This window comes from Allobosea sp. 01N443, assembly GCF_056399325.1.
This window is the reverse complement of record NZ_JBFTRC010000355.1, coordinates 1-2,449: the sequence shown is the minus strand read 5'-3', so window position 1 is coordinate 2,449 and position 2,449 is coordinate 1. Positions and strand designations below refer to the sequence as shown.

Here is a 2,449-nt window from a genome sequence, read left to right as displayed (position 1 = left end):
CGCCGGGCGGCGGCATAGGAGCCGAGCTTGTCGGTGATCATCCGCCGGGGCGCACAGCTCTGCTTCTTCAAAAGACGCCTCAGCAACCGCCGCGCTGCCTTGGTGTCACGCCGGGTCTGCACGATCTCATCTAGGGTATAGCCGTCCTGATCGACCGCCCGCCAGAGCCAATGCTTCTTTCCGGCGATGGTGACGACGCGATCTCGTCGAGATGCCAAAGGTCGCGGCGGCTCGGCCTCTTGCGCTTCAGGCGGTGGGCGTAATCCCGCCCGAACTTCAAGGCCCAGCGCCGCACCGTCTCGTAGGAGACGGSGATGCCGCGCTCCAGAAGCATCTCCTCCACCAGGCGAAGGCTCAGGGGAAAGCGGAAATACAGCCACACCGCATGGGMGATGATCGCCGGTGGGAACCGATGGCGCTTGTAGCTGATGGYCGGCAGGGTCATGCACGCCCACCTACACCGCTTGCCGCCATGCCGGAGTTAACGTGACAACGCCCGCCGGATAAATGGAACCTTCCGGCGGACTACCCGATGGTCGCGCCGAGCTATGCGGAATCCCGATCGGCCCTGGCGAAGGCGTCCGGCCTTGGTCAGTCGCGCAAGGCCGCCGCGTCTGCGCCTGAACCCATTGTCGAGGCTGCGACCACGGTCGCAGAAAAGCCAAAACGCGCCTCGCGCGTCAAGGCAAGCGCACCGACCGCGGTCGTGGCCGCGCCGGAGAGCATCCAGGCGAAGCGCGCGCCACTGGCGAAAGCTGTTGGGGAGCCAGTGGTGGAACCGCCCGCAAGACCCAAGAGGGCGCGCAAGACCGCCGCAACTACCGGATCGTGAGGCTCGGATCAAGTGCGCTTCGCCAAGTCGGCATCTATGTCGGCCGAATTCTCAGGGGCGAGAAGCCAGCCGACTTGCCAGTGTTGCGGCCGACCAAGTTCGATCTCGTCAACAAGCTCAAGACGGCGAAAGCGCTGGGCCTTACGGTGTCAACCACGCTCCTCGCACAGGCAACGGAGGTCATTGAATGATGTCGGCTATTGGGCGCGAACCGGCCAGGAGACACCTTCGGCGCCTTCTACTTGAGCGTCCCGTATCGTTCGAGATAGGCCAGCAGCAGACGCACCGTGGCGGGCGCGCCCTTGGCGGCGTAGCGCTGGCTGGTCCGTGTCGTGATGCCGAGCAGCGGCGCGACGCTGTGCTGGTTCAAGCCAAGCCGCTTGAGCGCGTCCCGGTATTCGTCGGCGGTCATCGCCAGCCCTCCCGCTGCAGCAGTTCCGGCAGCAGTGCGAACGCCGTCTCGACGGAGGGATAGTCCCACGACTGCATGGTCTCCTCCCGTTCGATCCAGCGATTGATGGTGGCGCAGTGATGCCCGCACTGGACCGACCAGCCGGTGTCGCGGACGCCGCAGAAAATCTCGTAAGCATCGTCGATGCTCTCGTCCTCCGCCCGGACGAACTTGGTCCAGAGCGCGACGTCGAGTTTGCGGAGCGCGCTGTTGGCGCGGGTGGTGATGACGTCGACGTTCATGACGTGCCTGCCTTCGACGCTTCGGCGTCGGCCTTGGCGATTTCAAGCGCATGATCCCGGAGCGCCTGCTCGACCTCGTCGGCGCTGATCGTCGGATCGTCCTCGAACGGGTCGTATCCGATGCGCTCGACATAGGCGGCGGCGAGGCGGGTCCGGCGCTCGTCCCCGGTCTCGGCAATCAAGCCTTCCGAGACGGCGGCGTCGAACAGCTTCGATTCCAGTTCGGCGATGTCGGCGGACCGGTGTTCGCCGGTCCCGATGCGCAGATTGAAGACGCCGCTAGGCAGGCGCTCGATATAGAGCGAGCCGAGATAGGTATATCCCGGCATCCCCTCGACCAGGTCGTCGCCGATGACTGCGCCGACGTCAGCGGATTCCTCGCGGCTGGCGATGAATTCAGCAAGCGTCATGGTCGTTCCTTGTCTGGCGCACGGATTCGTCCGTCGAGGGACCCAACATAACGACAGGATGTCGTCCTGCAAGTGGCCGATCACGGCAAATTGTCGTGGCCACGGCACTGCATCGGCCCTTCCTCGAGCTTTTCGAGATCGGGCAGGTCGCGCAGGCTGGCGAGACCGAACAGCGCGGCGATCTCTTACGGTACGTTGATGTCGCCAACTGCAGCCCGTCATCGGGATCGACCACAGGACAGGATGACTTCTTGACTCTCGCAGGGGCGCGCGCCTATCTCCGCGGCATCCGTTAGCACTCGACACCMGAGACTGCTAACAGATGCCGGTTGTGTTTTCACGCAGGCCGCGCGTTCCGTTTCTACCTTAGAGGAAGACAGAACCATGAAGTTCCGTCCGCTGCATGACCGCGTCGTGGTCCGTCGCCTTGATGGCGAAGAGAAGACCAAGGGTGGCATCATCATCCCCGAAACCGCCAAGGAAAAGCCCCAAGAGGGTGAAGTCGTCGCCGTCG

5 protein-coding genes and 2 pseudogenes are annotated in these 2,449 nt (G+C 64.1%); 2 read left to right on the top strand and 5 right to left on the bottom strand.

The annotated features are described in order from the left end of the window. Together AC1DRP_RS36235 and AC1DRP_RS36230 are read right to left on the bottom strand one after the other, a co-directional pair. A pseudogene (locus AC1DRP_RS36235) lies at positions 1-445 on the bottom strand (IS6 family transposase); the annotation flags it as partial. A 146-nt stretch (positions 446-591) separates the two neighbouring features. After that, positions 592-807: a hypothetical protein gene (locus AC1DRP_RS36230; protein WP_476771100.1), complete on the bottom strand. Its 216-nt coding sequence runs from the start codon at positions 805-807 to the stop codon at positions 592-594. Between the two features lie 21 nt (positions 808-828). Between AC1DRP_RS36230 and AC1DRP_RS36225 the strand changes: the two genes are divergently transcribed. After that, positions 829-1,023: an ABC transporter substrate binding protein gene (locus AC1DRP_RS36225; protein WP_441509200.1), complete on the top strand. Its 195-nt coding sequence runs from the start codon at positions 829-831 to the stop codon at positions 1,021-1,023. 47 nt (positions 1,024-1,070) lie between these two features. Here the strand turns inward: AC1DRP_RS36225 and AC1DRP_RS36220 are convergent, their stop codons facing one another. From AC1DRP_RS36220 to AC1DRP_RS36210, 3 genes are read right to left on the bottom strand one after another with little or no spacing between them, the layout of a single operon-like run. Further along, entirely contained in the window at positions 1,071-1,244 is a 174-nt protein-coding gene (locus tag AC1DRP_RS36220) for a hypothetical protein (protein ID WP_441509199.1), read from the bottom strand. Further along, positions 1,241-1,525, bottom strand: a complete 285-nt coding sequence (locus AC1DRP_RS36215; RefSeq protein ID WP_441509198.1) for a hypothetical protein — start codon at positions 1,523-1,525, stop codon at positions 1,241-1,243. The genes AC1DRP_RS36220 and AC1DRP_RS36215 overlap by 4 nt, the downstream gene beginning before the upstream one ends. After that, positions 1,522-2,007: a hypothetical protein gene (locus AC1DRP_RS36210; protein WP_476771099.1), complete on the bottom strand. Its 486-nt coding sequence runs from the start codon at positions 2,005-2,007 to the stop codon at positions 1,522-1,524. The genes AC1DRP_RS36215 and AC1DRP_RS36210 overlap by 4 nt, the downstream gene beginning before the upstream one ends. A 312-nt stretch (positions 2,008-2,319) precedes the next feature. On the opposite strand from AC1DRP_RS36210, the pseudogene AC1DRP_RS36205 reads away from it, so the two are divergent. Further along, a pseudogene (locus AC1DRP_RS36205) lies at positions 2,320-2,449 on the top strand (co-chaperone GroES); the annotation flags it as partial.